Consider the following 20,990-nt stretch of genomic DNA (forward strand, 5'->3'; position numbering starts at 1 on the left):
TTATCTTTGTCAATTCAAAACACATCGAAAAGGAGTTCATCATTTCATGAAATTCACATCCAGAACCATTGGCTTCGCTGCTCTGAGTCTCCTGTTACTGCTGCTTGCAGCCTGTTCGAATGCTTCAACTTCTTCCCCTGCCGAAGAAACAACTTCATCAACTAACACGACAGAAACTTCAGCTTCTGCTGAGAATACAAATAAAACGACGTACCCACTCACCATTGAGAATTTCACAATCTCGGGTGAGGGCGGCGAATGGAAACCGAAAGTGCAAGTATTCGATAAAGCGCCTGAACGTGTGGTTGCGAATACCCAATCTGCGGCAGAGATGCTCATCAAGTTGGGTCTGACCGATAAAATGGTCGGTGTTGCTGCTCTATACGGTTCCGTTACACCGGATGTGGCTGATGATTTCGCCAAAATTCCGGTATTGTCCAAGGATTACGTAGGTAAAGAACTGGTTGTAGGTGCAAGCCCGGATCTGGTACTCGGACGGGGTGACCTGTTCGCTGATGCAGACTGGGGTGTGGGTACCGTCGATGGATTGAATGAAATGAATATCCGCACCTTCCTGCAAACGACGAATCACAAAGGCACACTCGATAGCCTGTATAGCGATATCGCACAACTTGGGCAGATCTTCGACGTTCAAGAAAATGCCGCAACATTCACAGAAAGTCTGAAGACTCGTGTTGAAGCCATTAAGGCAAGTGTAGCCGATCAGCCTGAGCATACTTTTGCCTACATCGTACCTGCTACGGAAGACACCATTACGGTAAGCAGCATGCAGAACGATACGTATCAGCTTGATGCACTGAGTCTGTTGAAGCTGAAAAATACGTTTGATGGTGTGCAAGGTGAGGTAAGTGTTGAACAATTGATCACAGCGAACCCGGACTATCTACTCTTGTCTGCGTATGCCGGTTCACCGGATATCGACAAGCTGATACAAAATCTGTATGCCAATCCTGCCCTGCAAAGTATGAACGCAATCAAGAACAAACAGATCTATGTCACAGATTTCAGCCAATTCTGGGGTTACGGATATCAAATTCTGGATGGTATAGAGAAAATGGGACAGGAAATGAAAGCTAATCCAATCAAGTAATCGCTGGAGCAAAGGAGCAGGAGAAGAAGTTCTCACTGCTCTTTTACTATACTTCGCATGCAATAAATCCTGGATCAAAGCTTGACATTAGTTTGATAACAAACTATATTACACGTATGAAAACAAGAGACGCTATTTCACTCATATCCAAAATTAAAGAGAAGGTCAACCGCTTCATCCTGGCGGAGATGGCTGAGCAAGGAATCCAGGATCTCGCCACGTCCCATGGGGATATTATCTATGCCCTGTACAACAATCACAAGATGACCATGGCTGAAATCGCCAAAAAAATTGGCAAGGATAAATCCACGGTGACTGCACTTGTGGACAAATTGGTACGGACAGGATACGTCGTCAAAGAGCGTGATGCAACAGATTCACGCGTTGTTCATGTGGCTTTGACTGCAAAAGGCGAAGAATTAAAACCTGTCTTTGAAGAGATATCGCAGCGCATGCTGGACGCGTTCTATGCGGACGTAACGGAAGCGGAGAAAAAAGAACTGCTTCGAATTTTAATGAAAATTCATGGTAACTTCTAATTTTTTTTGGAGAAATAGTTTGATATCAAACCAATATCTTGGAGGAGGTTTTTAGCATGACAGATTACACAAAATTATTACCAAAACATGAGGTCAAGAAAATCGGAGAACATGATTTGCACTTGGAGATTTTCAAAGGACCCCCGATTTATGATGCCGAAACAGTGACCAAGAAGCCCCCTCTGCTGTTCCTTCACGGTGCCTACACAGGCAGCTGGATGTGGAGCAAATACATCCCCCACTTTGTCCAGCATGGTTGGACCTGTTATGTCATGAACTTGAGAAGTCATTACATGAGTCGGGTCATGGACATGACAAAGATTACGTTTGACGATTATTTGGAGGATATTCGTGAAGTGTTAGCCGGGATCAACAAACCTCCCGTTCTTATTGGCTTCAGCATGGGTGGGATTCTCAGTCAAAAGATTGCCGAAACCGTTACTCTCGCAGGCCTGGTTGTCATTGATGCCAGTATAAGCAAGGAAGTCCATGACGCCGTGCCTTATCCTGAAAAAGATCGTGAAACCGTATCGGACATCATCATGCCTGCACCTGTGCGGCAGGAATTTGCAAGCATCGATGAGACGGCAGAAGACATTGCTTTTCAGCGTAAATATCTGCAAACGGAGTCTGCGAAGGCATTTGCTACCTTTTCAGCCCTGCGAGGAGCCGATGGCGTATCTATTAATGGCGATCTGATCCTTTGTCCCAGCTTGGTGATCAAGGCTGTTTCCTGTGAAGACGAAGATCAGAGAGGCCAATTAACTGCCAAGCAACTGGGCGCTGCATATGCCGGACTTTGGGATACAACCCATACGGGTTTACTGGTAGGCCAACGGTACTTGGAACCTGTCAAACTCATTCTGGAATGGTTGAACAGACAGCACCCTTTTGAATTAACGGAAAAACTCACAAAATAAAATAAATACCATGTTAAAACCTCCTTCTTACCTTTAATCCTGTATGCAAAAGTTTGATTTTTTTAGATAAGCTTATATGCATAGTTCTGGATAGGATTAAATGATAAGAAAAGAGGTTTTTTATTCATGGCCATTAACACATCCCTCCCCAAGCAAAGGGAGCTGCCTTCCATATCTTCTAGACGCCTTCCGTGGGCGGGACTACTTGCTTTAGCCATGGCTGGCTTCATTTGCATCCTCACTGAAAGCCTGCCTGCGGGACTGCTGCCGCAAATTGCAAAAGACTTAGGGGTAACAGAAGCCCTCACCGGACAGTTAGTGACTCTATATGCCATTGGATCACTTATTGCTGCCATTCCCTTGACTGCTGCTACACGTGGATGGAGACGACGACCTCTACTACTGGCATGCATTAGCGGCTTTCTTGTCTTTAATACGGTTACCGCCTTATCCTCGGATTATATCCTGACACTTGCTGCTCGTTTTATGGCCGGGGTCTCTGCGGGTGTGTTATGGGGAATGACAGCAGGTTATGCTCGGCGTATGGTCCCTGATTCGTTAAAAGGCAAGGCCATGGCCGTAGCTATGGTCGGCACACCGGTGGCGTTAGCCCTTGGTGTCCCAATTGGTAGTTTTCTCAGTTCTTATATCGGCTGGCGCCTCATCTTCGGGATTGTATCTCTTCTGACCGCAGCTTTAATCGTGTGGATTCTCTGGAAAATGCCGGATTTTGCAGGAGAGCCAGCCGGGGAACGTCTTCCCCTGCATAAAGTATTTGTAATTCCCGGAGTTAGGCCCATTCTGTTTGTTGTTCTGGCCTGGATGCTTGCCCATAATATCCTATATACCTATATTTCTCCCTACCTTGCCCAGACCGTATTTGCTAACAGAGTAGATTTGATTTTGCTCATTTTCGGTATCACTTCCATTGTGGGAATCTGGTTAACCGGATTGCTCATTGACCGATTTTTGAGAAGACTAGTGATCATCAGTCTGGCAGCATTCGCTCTGGGGTCTGTCGTGATGGGAATCGGTACTCATCAACCTGTGATGATTATCCTTGGCATCATGATCTGGGGAATTACGTTTGGCGGGGCTGCCACACTACTGCAAACTGCCATTGCTCAAGCCGGAGGCAAAAGTACAGATGTCGCCCAATCGATGCTGGTTACAGCATGGAATCTGGCAATTGGTGGAGGAGGCATCATCGGAGGCATCCTTCTTGAAGTATTGGGATCAGGATACCTTGCCGGGTCGCTGTTTATCCTGCTCATTCCTGCATTGCTCGTAGCTATGAGGGCTTATAAATATGGATTTCCCAAAGCTAAATAACAGGAAGGCATTTTTTGCATGTGTTACACCATGAGTTACACGTAGAACCAAAGAGGAGTTCACTTGATGTGAACTCCTCTTCTGCATTTCATTTTAAAGTTATATAGACTGTGGTCTTATTCTGTCTGTGCCAGCAAATTCGGTCCTTGCATGAGATTTTTATGTGCAATCGGAGAAGACATCGTAATCAAGGTCATGTAAGTACCGTACGGATCACACTTGTTCTCGAACTCTTCAAGTCCCTGGATCGTGTCTGTAAGAATTTTCAGCAAGTAATTATACTCCCCGCTTATCCGATAACATTCCACGACTTCAGGTGACGCACGGCAGAAATCCAGGAAGGGATAACAATCCCGTGTACGAAAAAGAACATATGCCGTGCTCTGCTTGCCCAATTTGGATGGGGAGATCACCGTTCGATATTCCTCGATAACCCCCTTTTCTTCCATTCGTTTGACTCGTTCAGTCACAGCTGGTTGAGATAATCCTACTAATTTCCCTAACTCGGTCATAGATAATCTCGCCTGATTCTCCAAGTGAAATAGAATATGCTGATCAATTTCGTCCATATAATGCACCCCTTTAAAACTATAAGATAGAATTAAATATTACCTTAAATATATTCGCTAATTAATCACAATACCTTTAACACCTTATGTGATACAAGATAAATCATTTATATAATATACACAGTCACAATCATTAATCAAGCACTTCACCTGAAGAGAGGAAGATTGGAATGGAAAAAGAAAATATGACAACATTGCATACTTATGTGGATCAAGCAATTGACCGCGCGATAAGCGAAAAAAGAATCGTAGGAACGGTTGTACAGGTTGCATTAGGAGGGGAACTGGTATATAGCCGGGCTGCTGGTTTCGCAGACAGGGAGCAAAAACGTACCATGGCGGAAAACGCTCTGTTTCGACTTGCTTCCGTAACCAAACCTATTGTCTCGACAGCAGCTCTGGCATTAATCTCACAAGGAAAGCTGAGTCTGCATGATCCGGTAACTCGCTGGCTACCTGCATTCCGGCCCAAGCTCGCCAATGGTCAGGACGCCCAAATAACAATTCATCAGCTGATGACGCACACCGCTGGCTTGACCTATCGATTCTTCCAAGAAGAGCAAGGAACCTATGAGCGTTCAGGGGTCTCGGATGGAATGGATTTATCTGAATTAAGTCTGGAGGAGAATCTCCAAAGGCTTGCTTCTGTTCCTCTTATATATGAGCCAGGAGACATGTGGAGATATTCCATCGCGACAGATGTACTCGGAGCCGTTATTGAAAAGGTAACCGGAATGTCCTTAAGAGAATCTGTTCAATTACTGGTTACTCATCCACTTCACATGACGGACACTGACTTTGTTGCAGTGGATTCGGATCGATTGACTGCTGCATACGCTGATGGATCTGAAGAACCGCGTCTTCTCCATAATCAATTGGAGCAGGTTCCTTTTATTGAAGGGACTGCCGGTTTCCGGCTTGCCCCCAATCGTGCAAATCAACCTTCGGCTTATGCATCAGGCGGAGCGGGTATGGTTGGGAGTACCGGAGATTTTCTCACTTTACTTGAGACATTGCGGCAAGGGGGACAGCCTATTCTTACGGAAGCTGTTGCCACCGAGATGGCCACGAATCAAATCGGTGAACTCGACATGCCGTATTGGCCAGGAAGAGGGTTCGGCCTTGGTTTCACCCTACTTAAAGACCCTGTTGCAGCTGGTACACCGGAATCCCCGGGAACGTGGCGGATGGGTGGAACCTACGGTCATTCCTGGTTTGTCGATCCAAAAGAAGAACTTAGTGTTGCAGCATTCACCAATACGGCACTTGAAGGAATGTCGGGCCAGTATACTACCGATATCTGTGATGCCATCTATGCGAGCATTCGTGAAGGCAAAGAGGCTGCAAGAATTTAAAAAAACATAAAGACCCGCCCAATTGGATTGGGCGGGTCTGCTTATTAAAAAAGCCAAGTTCTATGATCTGTTACGGTTTTAGCTTCTCTTTTTAAAAAGGTAAATCCCTGCAACCAGGATAAACCACACCGGAGTGACAAATAACGCTACTCGCGTATCCTCGGCCAATGCCAGTACTACCAGCACAAATACCAGAAAAGCCAGAATTAAATAGTTCGAAAACGGATATAGTGGCAGTTTGAAGCGGCTGCGACTCGCCAGTTCCGGCTGAGAACGACGATATCTAAGATGACAGATCACCATGATGCCCCATACAAAGATGAAGCACACCGTCGACACACTTGTGATCAGCGTAAATACGCCCTCAGGCATGATATAGTTCAGAACAATCGCGATCAAAATAACAATCGTTGAGAAAAACAGCGCGTTGGAAGGAACCTTCCTGTTATTCAGACGTGCAAATGACTCGGGTGCATTGCGATCCTTTGCCATGGAGAACACCATACGGCTTGTACTGAAAATGGCACTGTTACAAGCCGAAGCTGCGGAAGTCAGTACCACGAAGTTCACAATGCCTGCGGCTGCCGCAATACCTACAGCGGCAAACACCTGTACAAACGGACTTTCAGTAGGCACAATGGCGTTCCACGGGTAGATACTCATGATAATTAGCAATGCTCCAACGTAGAAAAGCAATACCCGAATCGGAATCTGGTTAATTGCTTTCGGAATCACCTTCTCCGGGTTCTCCGTTTCCCCCGCTGTGAGCCCCACCAGTTCCATGCCTACAAAGGCGAACACCACCATCTGGAACGATATGATGAAGCCATGCAGTCCATTCGGGAACCATCCCCCATGACTCCACAGATTAGTGAAGCTCGCAGGACCCTGATCCGTTGTAAAACCTTTGAAAATCATATATAAACCTACAACAATAAGTGCCAAGATGGCCACCACTTTAATCAGGGCAAACCAGAATTCCATCTCACCAAACAGCTTGACCGTCGCCAAGTTCATGATTAGCAAAATGACCAGCGCAATTAACCCTGGTATCCACTGAGGTACATTGGGAAACCAAAACTGCGTGTACAATCCAACGGCCGTAATATCAGCCATGGCAATGGAAATCCAGCAGAACCAATAAGTCCAGCCTGTAATAAATGCCGCCATATTTCCCAGGTAATCACGCACAAAATCGACAAAGGAATGATACTGCAAATTGCTTAACAGCAGCTCCCCCAATGCACGCATGATCAGGAACAACACAACACCAGTAATAATATAGGCCAGCAAGATGGATGGCCCTGTCAGTTGGATCGTTTTGCCTGCTCCCAGAAACAGACCTGTCCCGATCGCACCTCCAATCGCCATCAACTGTACGTGCCTGTTCTTTAATCCCCTTGTTAACGTTTCTTGCTGCATGATCAACCACCACTCTCTTTCTGCACATGCTCTCTACGATGAAAAATAATATTAATCATCATATAATAATCTGCCCAGAATACATATGCCTCTTTATATATTTTTTTTGCACAACAAAGAGGACGTCCCATAAGTCATTGATATGACGGGGGACATCCTCTTTGCTGTGTTATTTTGTTTTAATGAACCTGACACACGCTATTCGCTCCCATTTGCCCAGATCTGAGATCTAACGAATCAGAGAGACGCTATTTCGTCGATTCACTGGATTTTTTAGGTTTGGGAGCCCTCTTATGACGATATAGCGTTACTGAGGCTCGTTACATCTCGCAACCGTTGATGATCTGCCATTTAAGGTGCGGTAGGTTCGTTAGCCATTGGACAAGGCGGAATCCCTTTTGAGACAGTCCCTGATTTTACACACGTTTTATCATACATACCTAATGAAATATATTAAAATATAAACCAAACATAGAACAGAAACGACTAAAAAGGCAATCGCCAATGAACGTTCGGTTTTCCAAACTCGAATCGCATTAGCAACACTAATCATCACGAGCGCAATCAAATTCATAACACTCGAATACAAATAAAATGAGTTGAACACGATCATCATACATCCTACGATCCAGATGAACCAAAACCAAAGTGGAATTTTCAGAAAAAGCTGCTTCATTAAGATGTACTCCTTATATATTAAATTAGTCTGTGTACAAGATATTCTTCAACAGGAAGTAAAATTCCTTTATTTAGGTCATAATCCCAAATAATTAATATTATCTAGACCCAATTTTAAGTATCTTCACAGTAAAAAGGGCTCCCGATAAAGGCGCCCTCTGGTCTGTTAAGGTATTCCTTTTGCTTATTCAATCTGCTCTGAGGATATCGATCGGTGTAATTTCATTGCCCTCTTTGTCCGTACCAATTTCAGAGAGCCAAGTGTATCAAATTTTCGATCTTCATGCATCCAGCTACAATTAATGGGTTCGGAAAGCACCATCGTTTTAACGAACAGCGCTATCTAACCAGCAACTATTTTTGCTTATAAAACTCATGATACAGCTTCATTAACGCCCGCTTCTCAATCCGTGAAACATAAGAACGTGAGATGCCCAGTTCCTTCGCAATTTCGCGTTGAGTTCGTTCCTCCCCGCCTGCTTCCAGACCAAATCGACCGATGACAACTTCCTTCTCCCGGTCATCCAGGATGTCTAGATTGCGATAAATTTTGCTTTTTTCAATCTTGAGCTGTACCCGATCTACGACATCATCAGCTTCTGTGCCAAGGATATCGATCAATGTAATTTCATTGCCTTCTTTGTCTGTACCAATAGGGTCGTGCAAGGATACGTCTTTGCGTGTTTTCTTTAGGGAACGAAGGTGCATAAGTATCTCGTTTTCAATACACCTTGCTGCAAACGTGGCAAGCTTTGTACCTTTGCCTTGTTGAAAACTTTCGATGGCTTTGATCAAACCAATGGTTCCGATGGAAATCAAGTCCTCTTGATCTTCACCCGTATTGTCGAACTTCTTGACGATATGCGCGACGAGGCGCAGATTGTGTTCAATGAGCAGATTGCGGGAGTGAGCATTGCCTTCAGCCATAAGGCGTAAATGTTTGGCTTCATCATCCTCAGCCAGTGGCTGGGGGAACGCATTATTTTTGACATACGAGACGAGTAACGTTAACTCTTTAATGAATAGAGCAATTGCGGTAAACAATCCGGGCACAGATGACACCTCCTGCAGTTTTACAACGATCTGGCCTGAGCACATGTGGGAACAGGGTCGATCTATTGTATGTAGGCAGAGGCCCAGAAGTGCACGTACACTCGAAAAAGGGGATGATCTTTCGAAGATTTCACAGACTCACAGAAACGATGGAGCCAACCCGCTGAAGCAGGAGAAATTCTTTTTCCACACTTTCGATAAAATACTTCTTTTCACCAAATAGGACAACATCATTCTGGGCTAATGAAACATCGCTTTTAAAATAGATCACATTGTCCGTTTCACGGAACGCACCTTTGTAATAAAACATCCTATTCCTCTCCTTCAGCACAGTACCTATACCTATGTAATAATAAATTAAACCAATCTTTACACTCTCATTAACCCCAACTACAAAATTAATAATACCCTATATGCTCCGTTCAGATGACTTGATCCCATAACAAAAACCCCAGCTCTGTACAAAACAGAACTGAGGCTGCGGCTCATCCAATATAAATCCCAGTAAATATCTGAGAATCCCTAGGAATACCGGTTAATTACTTGAAGATTCGTTGTGAGAACTGATACAGGCCGCTGTTCCAGACAGATGGTTCGTGTCCACCTACATCCAGATAAAAGGTATGCGGAATGTTCATGCTGCTCAAGCCATTTTTAAAATTCTGGCTGACCCATAACAAACCATCACTTGATCCACAGGAGATCCACAACAATTTGAGTTGGCTAGCGACTTGTCCCGGGTTGGAAACCAGCTGCGATACAGATTGCGTATTCGGTGCAGCCGAGAAGGCCCCTACCCAGGCGAAGGTATTCAGATTTTTCAATCCAAAGTTAAGCGACTGCCCACCACCCATGGACAGACCGGCCAACGCACGACTATTCTTGTCTTTGTACACCGGATAATTGGCCTCGATATGAGGAATCAGATCCTTGAGCAGGTCTTGCTCGAATCGTTCAAACGCAGCCACTTTGTCCGGAGCAAAGATGTCACCCACTGGACGGTCATCCTTCATGGCACGGCCATTCGGCATGACAACGATCATATCTGACAGCTTGCCTTCGGAATACAGGTTGTCCAGAATGTTCTTCGGTTTCATGGCGTTTACCCACTCATGTTCATCTCCACCGATACCGTGCAAGAGATACAGAACGTTATACTTTTTATTCTGTGAATATCCTGGAGGTGTATACACCGTAGCTTTCCGTGCATTGCCTACCGTTGTGGAATAATAGGAGATCAGATTGGTATTGCCGTGCGGAATATTGTTGCGATAGGCATCATAACCCGGCGGTGCAGGCACAACTGGAGTGTTAGCCAGCGCATTTTGCCCGGAATTATCCATGGTGCCGGTCGTTCCCTGATCTACCACCGCCTGAATGGGGCTTGGAGCTACGTTTTCCTGCATATCGGCTGCAGACGCCATTGTAGGTACAAGGAGTGCTGCTGTGATGGAGAGACTCAGAATCTTGGACAGGCCTTTTTTCATCAGTATCAATCTCCTTTGGAATATGATTTTAAACCGTGTACGAACCTCATAACAGGTCTTTCAGATATACAAAAACCCCAATTGAAAGCCCTTACATTTTAATGCGAAATTCCTCCCTTCCACGCAAGAACACGGACCATTATACTTCCCTTCCTCAATACGGAAGTACACATCCATGATCCATAATTTACAATGAATTCCAATTACATCTTTATTATATCACCTCACAAGGCCTGTACATCATCAAAAAACTTAAATAACTATATCTTATCGTTTAAAAAGTATACTTTTACACACCACCAGACCCTCTATTCACTCCCAAGCTCCGGTACTCCTCATGATATAAAAAAGCCTCAACTCTCCGTGTTCAGCGGAAGAATTAAGGCAAAAGTATTTTATGTTTAGCTTGCCGGCGCTGCGTCTGCAACCTGAGCCACCTCTGGCCCATGATGTTTACGCTCCATGAACAGACTGAAGAGCAGTCCTAGCAAACCCAATCCGGCAATAACTGCTGCATACAAAGGTACCGATATAAGACCCGTGTGGGTAATTGCATACCCACCCAGATAGGCACCCCCTGCATTCCCCAGGTTAAATGCGGAGTGACTTGATGTTGTCGCGAGCAGCGGCGCTTCACGGGTCATATTCATGATTCGAATCTGCAATCCTGGCATAATACCAAAGGCCGCAACACCCCAGAAGAATATCGTAATCACCGCGAGATATGGATTCTCCAGGGTAAGCGTAAGTGCAGCCAGAAGAACAGCCAGGATGCCAAAGTTGACGATCAGGGAGGGCATTAGCCTCCAGTCCGCCAGGCGACCGCCAACCATGTTGCCCAACGTAACACCGAATCCGAAGAGCACCAGAATCCAGGTCACATTTTGCTCGGCAAAACCACTAATGTCCACAAGCATCGGCGTGATGTAAGTAAACACGGCAAACAGACTTCCGCAGCCCATTGCTCCCACGAGCAAAACCAATAATACTTGGGGACGGACCAGATTCCGAAATTGCTGTCCGAGGTTTGCTGGTGCGCCTTGCGGGAGGACGGGAATGAACCGAATGATACCAATCAAGGAAATGATACCCAATATCGTAATTGCCCCGAAAGATGACCGCCACCCGAGCTGTTGCCCGATAAATGTACCAAACGGAACGCCAATGATGTTGGCAATCGTTAGCCCCGCGAGAACAACGGATACCGCTCCTGCCCTCCTCTCGGGTGCAACGAGCCGCGTCGCCATGATTGAACCTACACCGAGGAACGTACCATGGGCAAATGCCGTTAATATCCGTGCTGAGATTAACAACCCGTATGTCGGGGCAATGACAGACAATGCGTTCCCGATAATGAAAATGCACATGAGCAGCACCAGCAGTTTCTTCTGTGGAATTTTATGCGTAAACACGGTTAAGATCGGCGCACCTACCGCTACACCAAGCGCATAGCCCGTAATGAGTTGTCCTGCCTGTGGAATGCTTACATTCAAGTCTGTTGCCACATTGGGCAGCAAGCCCATAATGATAAACTCAGTCATACCAATTGCAAAAGCGCCTATAGTCAGGCATAACAGGGACAATGGAAATGCCCCTCGTTTACCGGACTGCGAAGCCTCTAATCCTGTTTTGTGTCCAGTCGTGCTCATAGATGTACTCTTCTCCTGTCTCTTAATCAACGATTTTCTATCGCCTTCAACCATAAGGCATCTGTTAGTTGTTCGAACGTTTCACGCATAGCCAGCTTGTCCCGCCAGTGTACCGGAATACCACTCAATCCATAATAAGCACCTGCAATCTGCCCATACACAGCACCTGTAGTGTCCGCATCATCACCCAGATTAACAGCTAACAACGCGCCTTCTTCAAAGCTCGCCGATTTATGGAACGCCCATAATGCTGCTTCGAGTGAACGAACCACATAACCGCTGCCCTTAATTTCCGGCGGTTCTTTGCTCTGATAGGAACCCCTAACAATCTCTTCAATAGCGGGCGAAAAAGTAGGTTCTTCCCTCCATTGTCTGCATGTCTCCGGCATTAACATGACGTTTTTGTCCGCTCCACGTAGGCCAGCAACAATTATGGCGGCTAGCACTTCACATGCTTCCACGCTTTCCATTGCAGCATGTGTTGTCCGGGAGCTCAGCCCGGCATAGCGGACCGCCTCGGTTGGTTGATTGGCATAAGCCATTGCGACAGGTGCAAGCCTCATAATAGAGCCATTGCCCGCCGTCATCGGGTCCGTTGATCCGCTGTAAGCTTCCTCAGTTATCTCAAATCTCTCCAAGGCACTTCGCGTGGCCCCGCCGATATCAAAGCAATCGCCTGTACTGCTCATGTACCCGACCCTGTACCAATTCGTATATCTGCGCATCTGATCCGCAGGATCGAAGTTTTCATTACGTACCAGACTTTCTGCCAGACATAGAGCCATGGATGTATCATCTGTCCACTGCCCTGCCTCTAGCCCGAATACGCCGCCTCCCACCATATCTGTCACAGGTTCAAATGTGCCCGGACTGCTGAATTCCACGGTAGTTCCGAGCGCATCACCCGCGGCAAGCCCGATGAAGCATCCATTGAAACGGTCTCTTTGCAGCATGCTTGTCTTCCTCCCTTACTCCATATACTTTCAGAATCTTTCTTCTATTTTCCCACAGGGCCTGATCTGGCGTAAAGCTAATAAAATCCAATCAATGAAGCTCCATTTCTTCTATTATAAAAGTGTCGAAAGGTGTTGAACGGCCAGATCCTCACATTTTCATAAAAATTCTTTTATTTTATTATGCTGAAAAAACAGTTTATTCAGTACACCGCTTACATGTAAAGGGCTTAACGGTTTGCAAGGTTCATTACTTTCTGAAAATACGTCATTCACGTGAAAATTTTCAATGTAAACATTCATAACACACTTGACCCCCAAGTTTGTCCTATGTTACGGTTTTATTAGCTTTTAACGCATATTTTTTCCCAAATTAATATTCATTAACGATAAACTGCGTCAGATAACATTCCGCGGTTTAATGAATATACGGAAATGAATTTGCAGAAAATTTTCATTTTATTTTATCCCAAACTAATTCTGAAACAGGAGGAACAAATTTATGATTAAGGCACTGGTGTTTGATTTCGACGGAACGATTATTGATACAGAGACAGCATGGTATATTGCTTTTCGTGATGCTTACAAGGAACACGGCGTAGATCTAACCCTGGAGATGTACTCACAATGCATCGGTACCAGTCTGAAAACATTTAATCCGTATGAGTACCTCATCACAGATTTGAATCTTCCGATCGATCGGGAAGCGTTCAGGGAGTCCGTGCAGTTGCAGCACGCTGCATTGATGAACAAAGAAAAGGTACGTCCTGGTATTCAGGAATATCTTGAACAAGCACGTGAAGCCGGACTGAAACTCGCTGTAGCATCCAGCTCCAAACGTGAGTGGGTTGAACAGCATCTGGAACAATTGAAACTGAAAGATTATTTTGAAGTCATTCGTACGGCAGATGATGTAGCGAATGTTAAGCCTGACCCGGAACTCTACAATCAAGCGCTTGAAGCCCTTGGAGTAACTGCAGACGAAGCCGTAGCGATTGAGGATTCACCTAACGGCGCGCGTGCAGCTGCTGCGGCTGGTATGCACTGCGTAGTCATCTCGAATACCATCACCGGAACACTGGAATTCGATATGCCTCACCAACGGCTATCTTGCTTGACTGACCTTGCATTTAACGATTTGATTTCGAAGCCACTCGTCACTACCGTCTAAGGTCTGCACGAATTTCGCGATTAATCCTTAAAGGGGGAGTTCACACATGAAAGCTGTACATTTTGGTGCGGGCAATATAGGCCGCGGTTTTATCGGTCATATGTTGTCCGCTTCCGACTACGAAGTCTGCTTTGTCGCACGTAACCCGAAGAAAATCTCCATGCTTCAACAAAGACAGGAATACCCGATTACACTTGCCAATAGAGATCAGGACACTACAATTGTCAACAACGTGACGGCTATCAACGTAAGTGAGCAGAATCTGGTTGCTGAAGAGATCGCTTCAGCCGATGTGATCACAACCGCGGTGGGTGTATCTGCACTCGGAGATATCGCAGAGCCTATCGCCAAAGGCATTCAACTTCGCATGAAAAACAATATTCAGGCTCCACTGCATATTATCGCTTGCGAGAATGCCATCGGTGGTAGCACCAGGTTGAAGAAACGCATCTATCCATTTCTGGATGAACAAACTCGCAAAAAAGCCGAACGTTATGTTTCTTTCCCCAATGCAGCTGTGGACCGGATTGTTCCGGCTCAAAACCACAAAGACCCGCTGCAGGTCACTGTTGAACCTTTTTACGAATGGGTCGTTCATCGTCCAGCACTTCTGGATGGTTTTAAAGAAATTGATGGTGTTCACTATGTTGATTCACTTGAACCTTATATCGAGCGTAAAATGTTTACGGTGAATACAGGCCACTGTGTCGCCGCATACTTCGGATATCTTGAAGGATTCAAGACAATCCGGCAGGTTATGAGCAACTCCACCCTGCGATCTAAGGTACGCCATGTTATGGAAGAGACCGGTGAGATGCTCATCCAGAAGCACGGATTTGACACACAGAAGCATAACAAATATATTGACACCATACTGGAGCGCTTCGCCAATCCCAACCTGACGGATCAGGTCACCCGGGTCGGACGTTCCCCCCTTCGCAAGCTCTCGCCTCATGATCGGCTTGTTCGCCCAGCGATGCAGGCCAGTGAATTCGGAATCGAAATTCCTCATTTAACTTCTGCTATGGCGGCCGCAATGCTGTTCAATGACAAACGCGACGAGGAAGCCATGCAGCTACAACACATGATTCGCAAAGATGGGGTGTCCGCCTTCATCCGTGAACGCATGGGAATTCCCAACGAACATCCCGTTCATCAGAATGTAATCGCCAGCTATCAGGAACTCAAAGGGCGTAAGGAATCGACTATACTAACCTGATTATGCCAATCATTCCTATCCAGGCTATTGGTTCGATTCCGCTAAATGAATATAGACACGGTGAAGAAGCCGGAAGGAACCTATGCATGGGCATCGTTTCTTCCGGCTCTTTGTCTTTGCATGGCACGGTACACTTTATAATGTAGGAACCCTCAATAAAAACAGCGTATCTCCTCTCTCAAGGAAATACGCTGTTTAGGGAATCTTTTTAATATACATAGCCGTTCGGCTAAACTGTGGAACTCATCCATTCTCTACTCATTCATGATGGAATTAAGGGATGCATATGCCATGGGCAGGAAACCTTCAGACGGTTCACCAATCGGCGCATGAATATGGAAAACGAAACCATTACCGTCCAGTTCTTTGACAATAAAATACTCTGTTTTCTTATCATTCTGGGACATCATGTACAATTTTGCATCCTTCATCGGACCATTACTGAGTTGTTCAGCCGTCAATTGCTTCACTTCTCCGGTCTCGGACAACTCTTCCTTGGCATCCATCTTCAGCACATCCAGATTGTAATCCGCCGGCAGCTTCTCAATCTCTACCTCATAATCCGGATCAATCTTCATGGTTAATTCATGGTCTTCCGCGTCAAAAGCCATCGGTTCAAACACATAAAGTGAATAACCTTTCGCTTGTGCCAGTGTCACTGGTCGCTTCTCGGTCATACCTTCTACCGTCACTTCCAGCTCTGCTGTCTTTGGACGATCGGACGTTACTGTACCGCCTGTATTGGAACCGTTATTGTCATCACTCGATTCCATCTTAGCAATCTCTGTAAGTACCAACTGTTTTGTTGTTGTATCAATCGTTTTCTCTACATATTTAAAACGAACGGAATCTTCGTCATCGATATCATCCAGAGACTTCTGCAGGTCTTCGCTCACCTGGAATGACATCGGCTTTTCATTCACTCTAATCTCAACGGTGTGCGGATCAGCCCAGCCGGTCAGAATACCTTCTGCTTCTATTGCAGCACTTTCATTCGGTTTTTGCTCCGGTGCTGGTGACTGTTCTTCCGTATTATTCACCGGTGGCTGTGCAGCAGGATTACTGTTCCCACATGCCACAAGCGCGAACCCCATAAGTAAAACCAGGAATGATGTACTGACTTTCATTGTATTTCCTTTTCGCATATGAACACCTCCGTTAGCTTATACGCAATGATGCTTGTCCATGTTGCTTCTCATCCATTGGCTTGGCTGTATACTAGTACTTACACGGGAGAAAGACAGCTCAATCATGCAAAATGTCCGAACGATTATTGGGGTCCCCTACCTAACTGGCTTGATCCATCTGTACCAGTTTAGCATTGGCTACGTTAAATGCTTTGGTCTGAAGGTTAAATTGCTTGCGGAATTCAGCAAGCTTCGCATATTCGCTATTCCGTACCCGAATGGCTCGTTTGATCTTAACCAGATTAGGTTCTGCACTTTCTCTCATCAGATCATACAACTGCTCATCAGCACTCAGACTCAGCTGATACGAAGCAACAAAATTCTCCAATGCGCGTGCTCTTGCTTCATATTGATCCAGGACCTTCTCAGCCTGTGCCAACGTTTCTTTGTTTTCAAATGATAGTTCTTTAAGGGAGCTACGCAGGGCCAAAGTCTTCTCGTTGGTCTGTTGCATGGCCTCTTCCGCCTGTTCCAACAACGTTCTTCGTTCATGAATATGATCTGCCGCCTGATCCAGCAGCGCTTCGAGATCACTGTTTTTGTTCTTGCCTTTGTCTAAAATAGACTTGTATAACTTCATATCTTCCTGCTCATGACTGGTCAGATTGTTCAAACTCTGATCGATCTTCTGACCGCTGAGCACCAATTGGTTTACCTGATTTGCCGCAGGCTCCTGCGGATCTCCACAACCACTCGCCAGCAGAATTAACAATACACTAACTGCTGCGAGCGCCACTTTTTTACTCGTTAGCACCCAAGTCCTTCCTCTCTTGCATCATCTTGTTGTTATACTACAAGCGGGTATCTCCGCTAAAATTCGCTATCCAATGTGCATCCGGATCGTATACTTCGAACTCGTAACCTCGATCTTCGAGCAACTTCAGAATACGTGGCAAAGCCTGAACCGTCTGCTCTCGCTCATGCATCAGAATCACTTCCTTATCCCGATGTACACTTTTGCTCACGCGGGCCACAATCTTATCCGGCTGACCGGGAAGATTCCAATCCAGTGAATCTGTCGTCCAGTCCCACATTTTGAAACCGGCCGCCGCAATGTCACCTCTGAACTTTTCACCGATTTGTGGACTGCTGCCATAAGGTGCGCGAATAAGATGAGGTGTAAAACCAATCAGATCCTGCACCATCTTCTGCTCTTTTTTGAACTCTTTCACAAAGTTTGCAGAGTCCCCACTCTTATACAGCTTTTTATAGTTATGCGTTATGCTGTGGAGTCCAGGGTAACTGCCTTCTTTCAACAGCCGTTTTACTGCTGCCGGGTGCTGGTTCAATTGTCGTCCGATCATGAAAAAGGTAGCCTTCGCCTCATGCTGCTTCAAAATATCCAACAGTTGTTCCGTATACTCAGTTGGGCCATCATCAAACGTTATGTATGCCAATTTGCGAACCTGACCCTGGAACCGTACCGGCTCCTCTTTCGCATCCGGAGTAATTTGTATCATGCCGAGCTTGGCGGGCTGTTCGATTGCAGTCATCGGAGGCGGCGCCACAACACTTTTGATCCAATGCGTCATGCCAAGGAATATATATGTTACACCGGTAACGAACAGTACCAGGAGCATTAGAGCTATGCTGATCCTTCCATACCGAATTTTTCTTCGTTTATGTGTTTTCTTGCGGCTTGTGTTGTGCGGAATACTGCCACGTTCTCCCGCTCTCTCTTGTTGGACTCTCACTGTAATGCCACTTCCTTACTTTCATTTTTTCCCGATTATTGGTATATTATCTCGTTTCATGTCTCTATATAGAAGATTAATAGAAAAATGATTCGGGAGAATGACAGAATAGTTACAAGCCCGGTTACAATCTACTTATCTCTTTGTTCTATATATCTTTCCTGCGGTTACCTTCTCCTGTATAATGAAGTGATTTACGCTATCAGACTTCAAGAAGGAGCTACACCCATGACAAGCTTGAACCGTGCCGGCAGATCCATCTATCTGTTATTCTTTGTCGGCATTATCGCCATTTCTTTTTCTTCGATATTTGTACGTTGGTCTAACGCAGATGTTGCGGTCATCGCCATGTACCGTCTATTTCTGACCAATCTGCTGATGCTGCCTTTTGTCTGGAAATACAGACACGAGATGATGCGTCTGAGCTTACGCCAATGGGGCTTGCTGCTTGCATCCGGTGTGATGCTGGCGCTTCATTTTCTGCTCTGGATGGGTTCACTGCGGCTCACCAGTGTCGCCAGTTCCACAGTGATTCTCGCGCTGGAGCCTATCCTGATTCTTGCAGGTTCGGTATGGCTGTTCAAAGCCAAAATTAATCGCATGATGATCATCGGCATGGGCATCGCCTTGTTTGGATCAATCGTCATTGGCGCAGGAGATTTCCAGTTGGCAGGTACTGCTCTGCAAGGTGATATCCTGTCTTTGCTTGGCACAATTGCAGTCGCTGTCCATATGCTGCTGGGTCAATTTTTGCGAGCGGGACTTAGTGCATTCTCGTATAACTTCTGGGTGTTCTTCGTGGCTGCTTGCACGCTGGCGGTATATAATCTAATCATGGGCCATCCGTTCGGAGGTTACGCTGCGTCAGAGTGGGGAATCTTCCTATTGCTCGCCATTGTGCCAACGATCTTTGGACATTATCTCTTCAACTGGCTACTTCAATATATGAATGCCACGACGGTATCCATGGGCGTACTTGGGGAACCCGTATTCTCTTCATTGCTGGCCTGGATGCTGCTCGGCGAATCCCTCAATGCGTTACAGATGTCTGCCGGGGTCATCATCATATTCGGGGTATGGATATTCATTCGATATGGCAAAACCAAACCTCAACCCATTCCTGCCGATGCTCCTATCGCTGGCAAAGGGCCTGTTGAACCTACTACGGTATAACGTATTTTTTCGTAATGCATAGTTATAAACGACTCTACCACTCTCATAAGGCGGTGTATTTTGATGAAAAATATTGTATCCATGCGCTGGCTGCTCGCCAGAATGTATGAACCGGATGTCGTCATTGCAGATTGCCGATTCTTGCTCGGTCAGCCGGAGGCTGGAAGACAAGCCTATGAAGCTGGACATATTCCAGGAGCTGTCTATCTCGATTTGGAAAAAGACCTGTCTTCTCCTGTGTCTGCGCACGGAGGACGTCACCCGCTTCCTGATCCGGCTGTGCTCGCAAGTCGTCTCTCCAAAGCTGGCATCGGCTCCAATAGTCGTATTGTTGCTTATGACGATCAAGGCGGGATGAATGCATCTCGGCTATGGTGGCTGCTTCGCTATATCGGTCATGAGCAGGTGTATATCATGGACGAAGGTTTCTCCGCTTGGCAAAACGCCAAGTTCCCGGTGACTCAGGATGTGCCGGTTCAGATCCCGTCTTCCTTTGAGGTGAATGTGCAGCCAGCCATGCTGGCAAGTGTTGAGGATGTTCAGCAGGCTTCGGCAAGTGGCAGCTCCGTGTTAATCGACTCTCGTGATGCTCGCCGCTATGCGGGTCTGGAGGAACCGATTGATGCCAAGGCCGGACATATTCCGGGTGCGTTGAACTACTTTTGGAAAGATGTGTTGGATTGGGATGGACGTTGGACAGGTACTGAGGTGTTAGAAGAGCGTTTCAGTAAGCTGGAGAAGGATGGTGCGATTATTGTGTACTGCGGTTCTGGCGTATCGGCTTGCCCGAATGTGATTGCGTTGGAAGAAGCGGGTTTCTCGAATGTGAAGCTGTATTCCGGGAGCTGGAGCGACTGGATTAGTTATGAGGAGAATCCGGTGGCGACGGGGGAAGAAGACTAATTTTTATTCAATATACGGAGCTACTGGAATCGTCAAGCCTTGTTTGGCTTGCTGAGGAATATCGCTTTATACTTCAATATCGCCACATTTGCTCCGGCTGCACTCGTACTGCAATTTAATCTTCAGCAAAAGGTACCAAGATATTAATATCTTTTGTAGTTATGTTAGTTGCAGTTTGAGGAAGATGTGTAGAACCTGTCTGATTTCCGCGAGCTGGGCTGAATTGACTTCGGTTTTTCCAGCCCATTTTCATAAAGGGCTGGAGAAGCCGAATATACGAAACCTTCAGATCGGCTGTTTACATGTTCACTTATAATTAAATCATCGATAATATTCATAACATCATCTGAAACAGGAACTGAAACGACATTTTTTGTATAAGACCTTCAAGAATAGTTTCATCAATCGGAACTCCCATTTGCATTTTACGTTCAAGCTTTTCTTCCGTAGCTTTTTGAATATCCATTTTTTCACACTCCCTCATATCGACATTACATTATTACACGTAATTTATAATGTCATTTGGTCGCGTTTCTCCCCCAAAAATCGAGTGAAGTTCTTCGCAAGTTGATTCC

20 protein-coding genes are annotated in these 20,990 nt (G+C 45.8%); 9 read left to right on the plus strand and 11 right to left on the minus strand.

Features of this window, described 5'->3' with window-relative positions:
* Positions 1-46 precede the first annotated feature (46 nt).
* From NKT06_RS22815 to NKT06_RS22830, 4 genes are all read left to right on the plus strand, one after another.
* Positions 47-1,111, plus strand: coding sequence for an ABC transporter substrate-binding protein (locus NKT06_RS22815; protein ID WP_253439533.1), 1,065 nt, complete (start codon positions 47-49; stop codon positions 1,109-1,111).
* A gap of 92 nt (positions 1,112-1,203) precedes the next feature.
* On the plus strand, positions 1,204-1,650 hold the full coding sequence (locus NKT06_RS22820) for a MarR family winged helix-turn-helix transcriptional regulator (protein WP_253439535.1): 447 nt from the start codon (positions 1,204-1,206) through the stop codon (positions 1,648-1,650).
* Positions 1,651-1,706: 56 nt separating this feature from the next.
* A complete protein-coding gene (locus NKT06_RS22825; RefSeq protein ID WP_253439537.1) occupies positions 1,707-2,570 on the plus strand; it encodes an alpha/beta fold hydrolase in 864 nt (287 codons plus the stop codon).
* A 126-nt stretch (positions 2,571-2,696) separates the two neighbouring features.
* Entirely contained in the window at positions 2,697-3,902 is a 1,206-nt protein-coding gene (locus NKT06_RS22830; RefSeq protein WP_253439539.1) for an MFS transporter, read from the plus strand.
* Positions 3,903-4,018: 116 nt separating this feature from the next.
* Here NKT06_RS22830 and NKT06_RS22835 read toward each other — a convergent pair whose 3' ends face one another.
* Positions 4,019-4,471, minus strand: a complete 453-nt coding sequence (locus NKT06_RS22835) for an Lrp/AsnC family transcriptional regulator (RefSeq protein WP_253439541.1) — start codon at positions 4,469-4,471, stop codon at positions 4,019-4,021.
* 170 nt (positions 4,472-4,641) lie between these two features.
* Here NKT06_RS22835 and NKT06_RS22840 point away from each other — a divergent pair, with 170 nt between their 5' ends.
* Positions 4,642-5,826 carry a serine hydrolase domain-containing protein gene (locus tag NKT06_RS22840; RefSeq protein WP_253439543.1) on the plus strand — a complete coding sequence of 395 codons (1,185 nt, stop codon included), beginning with the start codon at positions 4,642-4,644 and terminating at the stop codon, positions 5,824-5,826.
* Between the two features lie 78 nt (positions 5,827-5,904).
* On the opposite strand, the gene NKT06_RS22845 is transcribed toward NKT06_RS22840, so the two are convergent.
* The 6 genes from NKT06_RS22845 to NKT06_RS22870 form a co-directional block, all read right to left on the minus strand.
* Positions 5,905-7,248: an amino acid permease gene (locus NKT06_RS22845; RefSeq protein WP_253439545.1), complete on the minus strand. Its 1,344-nt coding sequence runs from the start codon at positions 7,246-7,248 to the stop codon at positions 5,905-5,907.
* 1,032 nt (positions 7,249-8,280) lie between these two features.
* Positions 8,281-8,979, minus strand: coding sequence for an RNA polymerase sporulation sigma factor SigK (sigK, locus tag NKT06_RS22850; RefSeq protein WP_090915017.1), 699 nt, complete (start codon positions 8,977-8,979; stop codon positions 8,281-8,283).
* A 130-nt stretch (positions 8,980-9,109) separates the two neighbouring features.
* Positions 9,110-9,289, minus strand: coding sequence for a hypothetical protein (locus tag NKT06_RS22855; RefSeq protein ID WP_036615241.1), 180 nt, complete (start codon positions 9,287-9,289; stop codon positions 9,110-9,112).
* 229 nt (positions 9,290-9,518) lie between these two features.
* Positions 9,519-10,466 (minus strand): alpha/beta hydrolase, encoded by a 948-nt coding sequence (locus NKT06_RS22860; protein ID WP_253439547.1) that lies wholly within the window; start codon positions 10,464-10,466, stop codon positions 9,519-9,521.
* A gap of 401 nt (positions 10,467-10,867) precedes the next feature.
* Positions 10,868-12,115, minus strand: a complete 1,248-nt coding sequence (locus NKT06_RS22865; RefSeq protein ID WP_253439549.1) for an MFS transporter — start codon at positions 12,113-12,115, stop codon at positions 10,868-10,870.
* A gap of 26 nt (positions 12,116-12,141) precedes the next feature.
* On the minus strand, positions 12,142-13,068 hold the full coding sequence (locus NKT06_RS22870) for an ADP-ribosylglycohydrolase family protein (protein WP_253439550.1): 927 nt from the start codon (positions 13,066-13,068) through the stop codon (positions 12,142-12,144).
* A gap of 502 nt (positions 13,069-13,570) precedes the next feature.
* On the opposite strand from NKT06_RS22870, the gene NKT06_RS22875 reads away from it, so the two are divergent.
* Both NKT06_RS22875 and NKT06_RS22880 read left to right on the plus strand, forming a co-directional pair.
* On the plus strand, positions 13,571-14,239 hold the full coding sequence (locus tag NKT06_RS22875) for an HAD family hydrolase (RefSeq protein WP_253439552.1): 669 nt from the start codon (positions 13,571-13,573) through the stop codon (positions 14,237-14,239).
* Positions 14,240-14,285: 46 nt separating this feature from the next.
* Complete coding sequence (locus NKT06_RS22880) at positions 14,286-15,458, plus strand: mannitol-1-phosphate 5-dehydrogenase (RefSeq protein WP_253439554.1); 1,173 nt, start codon at positions 14,286-14,288, stop codon at positions 15,456-15,458.
* A 254-nt stretch (positions 15,459-15,712) separates the two neighbouring features.
* On the opposite strand, the gene NKT06_RS22885 is transcribed toward NKT06_RS22880, so the two are convergent.
* The 3 genes from NKT06_RS22885 to NKT06_RS22895 all read right to left on the minus strand — a co-directional run bounded on the left by NKT06_RS22885 (position 15,713) and on the right by NKT06_RS22895 (position 18,339).
* The gene (locus NKT06_RS22885) at positions 15,713-16,603 is read right to left on the minus strand and encodes a hypothetical protein (RefSeq protein ID WP_253439556.1); all 891 of its coding nucleotides are present in this window, start codon (positions 16,601-16,603) and stop codon (positions 15,713-15,715) included.
* A gap of 142 nt (positions 16,604-16,745) precedes the next feature.
* Positions 16,746-17,399: a YkyA family protein gene (locus NKT06_RS22890; protein WP_253439558.1), complete on the minus strand. Its 654-nt coding sequence runs from the start codon at positions 17,397-17,399 to the stop codon at positions 16,746-16,748.
* Between the two features lie 37 nt (positions 17,400-17,436).
* Positions 17,437-18,339, minus strand: a complete 903-nt coding sequence (locus tag NKT06_RS22895; RefSeq protein WP_253439560.1) for a polysaccharide deacetylase family protein — start codon at positions 18,337-18,339, stop codon at positions 17,437-17,439.
* Between the two features lie 228 nt (positions 18,340-18,567).
* Here NKT06_RS22895 and NKT06_RS22900 point away from each other — a divergent pair, with 228 nt between their 5' ends.
* Together NKT06_RS22900 and NKT06_RS22905 are read left to right on the plus strand one after the other, a co-directional pair.
* Positions 18,568-19,512, plus strand: a complete 945-nt coding sequence (locus NKT06_RS22900) for a DMT family transporter (RefSeq protein ID WP_253439562.1) — start codon at positions 18,568-18,570, stop codon at positions 19,510-19,512.
* 63 nt (positions 19,513-19,575) lie between these two features.
* Complete coding sequence (locus NKT06_RS22905; protein WP_253439564.1) at positions 19,576-20,415, plus strand: sulfurtransferase; 840 nt, start codon at positions 19,576-19,578, stop codon at positions 20,413-20,415.
* Between the two features lie 334 nt (positions 20,416-20,749).
* Here the strand turns inward: NKT06_RS22905 and NKT06_RS31725 are convergent, their stop codons facing one another.
* Complete coding sequence (locus NKT06_RS31725; RefSeq protein ID WP_301290103.1) at positions 20,750-20,881, minus strand: hypothetical protein; 132 nt, start codon at positions 20,879-20,881, stop codon at positions 20,750-20,752.
* Positions 20,882-20,990 lie beyond the last annotated feature (109 nt).

The sequence above is a fragment of the Paenibacillus sp. 1781tsa1 genome (genome assembly GCF_024159265.1).
In the GTDB taxonomy this organism is placed as follows: Bacteria; Bacillota; Bacilli; order Paenibacillales; family Paenibacillaceae; genus Paenibacillus.

Bases quoted from the DNA above. Each gene is read 5' to 3' on its own strand.
- NKT06_RS22815 (WP_253439533.1), top strand. From the start codon at position 47: ATGAAATTCACATCCAGAACCATTGGCTTCGCTGCTCTGAGTCTCCTG.
- NKT06_RS22825 (WP_253439537.1), top strand. From the start codon at position 1,707: ATGACAGATTACACAAAATTATTACCAAAACATGAGGTCAAGAAAATC.
- NKT06_RS22830 (WP_253439539.1), top strand. From the start codon at position 2,697: ATGGCCATTAACACATCCCTCCCCAAGCAAAGGGAGCTGCCTTCCATA.
- NKT06_RS22835 (WP_253439541.1), bottom strand. From the start codon at position 4,471: ATGGACGAAATTGATCAGCATATTCTATTTCACTTGGAGAATCAGGCG.
- NKT06_RS22840 (WP_253439543.1), top strand. From the start codon at position 4,642: ATGGAAAAAGAAAATATGACAACATTGCATACTTATGTGGATCAAGCA.
- NKT06_RS22845 (WP_253439545.1), bottom strand. From the start codon at position 7,248: ATGCAGCAAGAAACGTTAACAAGGGGATTAAAGAACAGGCACGTACAG.
- NKT06_RS22855 (WP_036615241.1), bottom strand. From the start codon at position 9,289: ATGTTTTATTACAAAGGTGCGTTCCGTGAAACGGACAATGTGATCTAT.
- NKT06_RS22860 (WP_253439547.1), bottom strand. From the start codon at position 10,466: ATGAAAAAAGGCCTGTCCAAGATTCTGAGTCTCTCCATCACAGCAGCA.
- NKT06_RS22865 (WP_253439549.1), bottom strand. From the start codon at position 12,115: ATGAGCACGACTGGACACAAAACAGGATTAGAGGCTTCGCAGTCCGGT.
- NKT06_RS22870 (WP_253439550.1), bottom strand. From the start codon at position 13,068: ATGCTGCAAAGAGACCGTTTCAATGGATGCTTCATCGGGCTTGCCGCG.
- NKT06_RS22875 (WP_253439552.1), top strand. From the start codon at position 13,571: ATGATTAAGGCACTGGTGTTTGATTTCGACGGAACGATTATTGATACA.
- NKT06_RS22880 (WP_253439554.1), top strand. From the start codon at position 14,286: ATGAAAGCTGTACATTTTGGTGCGGGCAATATAGGCCGCGGTTTTATC.
- NKT06_RS22885 (WP_253439556.1), bottom strand. From the start codon at position 16,603: ATGCGAAAAGGAAATACAATGAAAGTCAGTACATCATTCCTGGTTTTA.
- NKT06_RS22900 (WP_253439562.1), top strand. From the start codon at position 18,568: ATGACAAGCTTGAACCGTGCCGGCAGATCCATCTATCTGTTATTCTTT.
- NKT06_RS22905 (WP_253439564.1), top strand. From the start codon at position 19,576: ATGAAAAATATTGTATCCATGCGCTGGCTGCTCGCCAGAATGTATGAA.
- NKT06_RS31725 (WP_301290103.1), bottom strand. From the start codon at position 20,881: ATGGATATTCAAAAAGCTACGGAAGAAAAGCTTGAACGTAAAATGCAA.